The 4,806-nt window shown below is 64.3% G+C and carries 7 protein-coding genes; 4 read left to right on the plus strand and 3 right to left on the minus strand.

The window, feature by feature from the left end; translation table 11 throughout:
• From phnD to DBR23_RS26995, 3 genes are all read left to right on the plus strand, one after another.
• On the plus strand, positions 1–766 hold a 766-nt coding region (gene phnD / locus DBR23_RS26985), incomplete at its 5' end, for a phosphonate ABC transporter substrate-binding protein (RefSeq protein WP_108500123.1).
• 34 nt (positions 767–800) lie between these two features.
• Positions 801–1,607 (plus strand): phosphonate ABC transporter, permease protein PhnE, encoded by an 807-nt coding sequence (gene phnE, locus DBR23_RS26990; protein WP_056059739.1) that lies wholly within the window; start codon positions 801–803, stop codon positions 1,605–1,607.
• Between the two features lie 13 nt (positions 1,608–1,620).
• Positions 1,621–2,205 (plus strand): phosphonate degradation HD-domain oxygenase, encoded by a 585-nt coding sequence (locus DBR23_RS26995; RefSeq protein ID WP_056059737.1) that lies wholly within the window; start codon positions 1,621–1,623, stop codon positions 2,203–2,205.
• A gap of 36 nt (positions 2,206–2,241) precedes the next feature.
• Here the strand turns inward: DBR23_RS26995 and DBR23_RS27000 are convergent, their stop codons facing one another.
• Positions 2,242–2,703: an Lrp/AsnC family transcriptional regulator gene (locus DBR23_RS27000; RefSeq protein WP_056059735.1), complete on the minus strand. Its 462-nt coding sequence runs from the start codon at positions 2,701–2,703 to the stop codon at positions 2,242–2,244.
• A 97-nt stretch (positions 2,704–2,800) separates the two neighbouring features.
• Here DBR23_RS27000 and DBR23_RS27005 point away from each other — a divergent pair, with 97 nt between their 5' ends.
• Positions 2,801–3,769, plus strand: a complete 969-nt coding sequence (locus tag DBR23_RS27005; RefSeq protein WP_108500124.1) for an EamA family transporter — start codon at positions 2,801–2,803, stop codon at positions 3,767–3,769.
• On the opposite strand, the gene DBR23_RS27010 is transcribed toward DBR23_RS27005, so the two are convergent.
• On the minus strand, positions 3,714–4,112 hold the full coding sequence (locus DBR23_RS27010; protein ID WP_056059731.1) for a RidA family protein: 399 nt from the start codon (positions 4,110–4,112) through the stop codon (positions 3,714–3,716). The genes DBR23_RS27005 and DBR23_RS27010 overlap by 56 nt on opposite strands.
• Positions 4,113–4,114: 2 nt before the next feature.
• Positions 4,115–4,806: AMP-binding protein (locus DBR23_RS27015; RefSeq protein ID WP_146191465.1), on the minus strand; the 692-nt coding region annotated here is incomplete at its 5' end.

Consider the following 4,806-nt stretch of genomic DNA (forward strand, 5'->3'; position numbering starts at 1 on the left):
ATCCGACTACGCAGGCCTCATCGAAGCCATGCGCTTCAACAAGATGCAGGTGGCCTGGCTGGGCAACAAGTCGGCCATGGAAGCCGTGGACCGCGCCAACGGCGAAGTCTTTGCGCAGATGGTGAACGCAGACGGCACCCAGGGCTACCACTCGCACCTCATCGTGCACAAGGACAGCCCCCTGGCCACCCTGGATGACGTGCTCAAGAACGGCAAGTCGCTGAGCTTTGGCAACGGCGACCCCAACTCCACCTCGGGCTTCCTGGTGCCCGGCTACTACGCCTTTGCACAGAACAAGATCGACGCGAAGACGCACTTCAAGATCACGCGCAGTGCCAACCACGAGACCAACGCGCTGGCCGTGGCCAACAAGCAGGTGGATGTGGCCACCAACAACAGCGAGAACCTGGAAAAGATCAAGGAGCGCCAGCCCGAGAAGTTCAAGGACATCAAGATCGTCTGGACCTCGCCCCTGATTCCGCTGGACCCGCTGGTGATGCGCAAGGACTTGCCCGAGGCCACCAAGACCAAGATCCGCGACTTCTTCTACAACTACGCCAAGACCGATGCGCGCGAGAAGGAGATCGTGATGAAGATCTCCAAGCTCTCGGGCTTCAAGCCATCAACGAACGCACAGCTCACCCCCATCCGCCAGCTGGACCTGTTCGGCAAGCGCAACAAGATCGAGGCCGACGCGACGCTGGCTGATTCTGACAAGAAGACCCGCCTGGCCGAGATCGACCAGCAGCTGGCGTCGTTGAAGTAATCCGTAGGTTTCTTGTTATGGCCCGGGTGTCTCCATGTCCTCTGCTTTGAATCCCTCGCTGGCCACACTGGCCGGCACCTCGTCGCCCAAGCGCAGCCTGGCCTGGTACCTGTCGTGGGGCATCCTGCTGGTGTTGCTGGCGGCGTCCTGGAAGGGCGCCGACATGCGCCCGTTCGATCTGTGGAACGACTCGGGCAACATGGTCAGCTATGCGGCGGAGTTCTTTCCGCCCAATTTTGCGCAGTGGCAGATCTATGTGCAGGAGATGCTGGTCACGCTGCAGATCGCGCTGTGGGGCACGGCGCTGGCGGTGGTCACCGCCGTGCCGCTGGCACTGCTGGCCTCGTCCAACATCGTGCCCTGGTGGGTCTACCAGCCGGTGCGCCGCGTGCTGGACGCGTGCCGCGCCATCAACGAAATGGTGTTTGCCATGCTGTTTGTGGTGGCCGTGGGCCTGGGGCCTTTTGCGGGTGTCCTGGCCCTGTGGATCCACACCTCGGGCACCCTGGCCAAGCTGTTCTCCGAAGCCGTGGAGGCGATTGACCCGCAGCCCGTGGAAGGCATCCGCTCCACCGGTGCGAGCGCACTGCACGAAATCATCTATGGCGTGATCCCGCAGGTCATGCCGCTGTGGATCTCGTACACGCTGTACCGCTTTGAAGCCAACGTGCGTTCGGCTTCGGTGGTGGGCATGGTGGGCGCCGGGGGCATTGGAGTGGTGCTGTGGGAAATCATCCGGGGCTTCCAGTACGCCGAGACCTGCGCGGTCATGCTCATCATCGTGGTCACGGTGAGTGTTATCGACCTGGTGTCGGCCCGCATCCGCAAGGCACTGGTCTGACAAGGAGCACACCGTGGCATTGACCCTTGAAGACATCACCCACCTGCTTGCCACGCGGGGCGTGAACCAGTACGGCCGCGAGGCGGTCAGCCAGCTGGAGCATGCGCTGCAGTGTGCACAGTGGGCCGAAAAATCGGGTGAAACCCCGGCCACCGTCGTCGCGGCCCTGCTGCACGACCTGGGCCACCTGCTGGCGCCGGGGGGCGACACGGCCGAGCAGGACGACCTGCACCAGTACATGGCCATCCCGTTCTTGCGGGGCCTACTGCCCGACGCGGTGCTGGAGCCCATCCGCCTGCATGTGGATGCCAAGCGCTACCTGTGCACCATGGAGCCGGGGTACTGGGAGACACTGTCGCCCGCATCGCAGCACAGCCTGGTGCTGCAGGGCGGGCCCTTCACGCCCAAAGAGGCGATGCAGTTTGCGGCCCAGCCCTTCGCGCAGGAGGCCATCCGCCTGCGCCGCTATGACGACCATGCCAAGGTGCCGGGGCTGGTCACGCCCCCGCTGGGCTACTACATGGCGCTGGTGCAGCGGCTGGCGCCAGTTCCGGCGGCTATTGCCGCTGCGGCTGAACTCGCCCCGGTGGCAGCGTAAACAGCCGCGCGACCAAGCCGAGGCAGCCCCCGCGCGTCAACCTCCCTTGTCGCCATTCACCCAGCCCAGGTCCAGCGGCCGGTCCTCGAATTCGGTGTTCAGGACCACGGTGCTCGTGGTGCGCGCCACGCCGGGAATCGCCTTGATCTGGTAAAGCACGTCCTCCAGCCCGCGCGCGTGCGTGGTGCGGATCTTGGCCAGGAAGTCGTGCTCGCCAGCCACGCTGTGCAACTCCTCCACCTGGGGGATACCGCGCAGGCGCGGCGCAATGTCGCGGCAGTGCGCGCCGCCATCGTTGCGGATCGCCACAAACGCGGTGAAGTTCAGCCCCACGCGTTCCGGGTCCACGCTGATCGAAAACCGGCGAATCACGCCCTTGTCCAGAAGCTTCTTCACGCGCTCGTGCACGGCGGCGGTGGACAGTCCCACTTCGGCCCCCACATCGGCATAGGAACGTCGGCCATCGGCGCCTAGCGCCGAAATAATTCTGGCGTCCATGTCATCTGTCTGAATATTTGCTTGCATAGCCGCTCGATTTTGGTAAAAATTCCGAAAACCTCGCGGTTTCCATAAATTATTCGGTCAGGTGAAGAATATGCCGGCAATTTTCAATGCGCAAGCCCATGCACAGCGCAAAGGGGCGGTGGCCATGGCACTGCTGTTGGTCTACATCGTCTGGGGCACTACCTATTTCGCCATTGGTATTGCGCTGCAGAGCATGCCGCCGCTGCTGATGAATGCGATCCGCTTTCTGTGTGCAGGGGGGGTGATGCTGCTGATTGCGTTGTGGCAAGGCCATGCATTGCCCACGTGGGTGCAATGGCGCAACTCGGCGGTGGTGGGCGGCTGCATGGTGTTTCTGGCCATGAACCTGATGGGCTTTGCACAAAAGCTGGGCATTGGCTCGGGCCTGATGGCCACGGTGGTCACCACCATGCCGATGTGGCTGGCGCTGTGGTCGCGCTGGGGCGGCGAGCGCGTGCCGTTCACCAGCTGGATCGGCCTGGCGCTGGGCGTGGTGGGTGCGCTGCTGCTGGCGCTGGAGGGCGACTTTTCAGCCACCTGGCTCGGTGCGCTGCTGGCCTTTGGTGCGCCGCTGTGCTGGAGTGTGGGCTCGTATGCATCGCGCAAGCTGTCGCTACCTGCGCCCGCCATGGCATCGGCCGCGCAGTGGTTTGCGGGGGGCGCCATGGGGCTGGTGGTGGCGTTGTGGTTTGAGCCGTTGAGCGCCCTGGGCCAGGTCACTGCCAAGTCGTGGGCGGCGTGGGTCTATCTGCTGGTGTTTGGCACCTTGGTGGCGCTCAATGCGTACCTGTGGCTGCTGCAGAACACGTCGGCCGCGCTGGCGGGCAGCTATTCGTTTGTGAACCCTGCGGTGGCTTTGCTGGTGGGCGTGGCGCTGGGGGGCGAGCTGCTCACGGGCTGGGTGTTTGCCGCGCTGCCGTTGATTGGGGCGGCGCTGGCGTTCATTCTGTACGGGCAAGCGCTGCAGCGGTGGCTGGGAAAGCTCAGTCCGGGATTACAGCGGTTGCTTCAATCTCGATCTTCGCGCGCTCTTCCATGAGCCCCGCCACCTGCACGCAGGCCATGGCCGGAAAGTTCTTGCCCAGCACCTCGCGGTAGACAGCACCCAGCTCCTTCAGGCGGCTGTTGTATTCGTTGCGGTCGGTCACATACCAGGTCAGCCTCACCAGGTGCTCGGGGCCCGCGCCACCAGCCTCCAGCACCGCACGCACATTCAGCAGGGTTTGCCTGGTCTGGGCGATGAAGTCGTCGCTCTCAAACTGCTGCTGCGCGTTCCAGCCGATCTGGCCGCCGGTGAAGACCATGGTGCCGCGTGCGGCCACGCCGTTGGCGTAGCCTTTGGGGGTGACCCAGCCTTCGGGCTGCAAAAGGGTGTTTTTCATCGTCATGTTTTTTTTGTGGAAGTGGGCGATGTGGCGGAGGGTGATGCGGCCGCACCCTGGCGCAGCTTGAAACGCTGCAGCTTGCCGGTTTCGGTGCGTGGCAGGGCTGTCACAAACTCCACCACGCGTGGGTATTTGAACGGGGCGATGGTGGCCTTCACGTGGTCCTGCAGGGTCTTGACCATGGCGGCGTCGCCGGTGTGGCCGGGCTTGAGCACGCAGATGGCCTTGACCACCATGCCGCGCTCTTCGTCGGGCACGCCGATCACCCCGCACTCGGCCACGGCCGGGTGGCGCAGCAGGGCGTCTTCCACCTCGGGGCCGCCCACGTTGTAGCCGGCGGTGATGATCATGTCATCGTCGCGCGCCTGGTAGAAGAAGTAGCCGTCCGCGTCTTGCGTGAACGCATCGCCGGGGTAGTTCCAGCCATCCTTCACGTACTTGGCCTGGCGCGGGTCGTCGAGGTACTTGCAGCCCGTGGGGCCGATCACCGCGAGCTTGCCCACGGTGCCGCGTGGCAGCTCATTGCCATCGTCGTCCACCACCTTGGCGATGTAGCCGGGCACCACCTTGCCGATGGCGCCGCGCCGGCTCTCACCGCCGGGCGAGGAAATGAAGATGTGGAACATCTCCGTGGCGCCGATACCGTCCGTCATGTCCAGACCGGTCGCCTCCTTCCACAGCTGGCGCGTCG

Origin of the sequence: Acidovorax sp. HMWF018, from assembly GCF_003061035.1 — a bacterium.
Taxonomy (GTDB): domain Bacteria; phylum Pseudomonadota; class Gammaproteobacteria; order Burkholderiales; family Burkholderiaceae_C; genus Acidovorax; species Acidovorax delafieldii.

What these genes read in the sequence shown, in the direction of transcription:
- DBR23_RS27010 (WP_056059731.1), bottom strand. Translation starts at nt 4,112, where the DNA reads ATGAAAAACACCCTTTTGCAGCCCGAAGGCTGGGTCACCCCCAAAGGC.
- phnE (WP_056059739.1), top strand. Translation starts at nt 801, where the DNA reads ATGTCCTCTGCTTTGAATCCCTCGCTGGCCACACTGGCCGGCACCTCG.
- DBR23_RS27005 (WP_108500124.1), top strand. Translation starts at nt 2,801, where the DNA reads ATGCCGGCAATTTTCAATGCGCAAGCCCATGCACAGCGCAAAGGGGCG.
- DBR23_RS27000 (WP_056059735.1), bottom strand. Translation starts at nt 2,703, where the DNA reads ATGGACGCCAGAATTATTTCGGCGCTAGGCGCCGATGGCCGACGTTCC.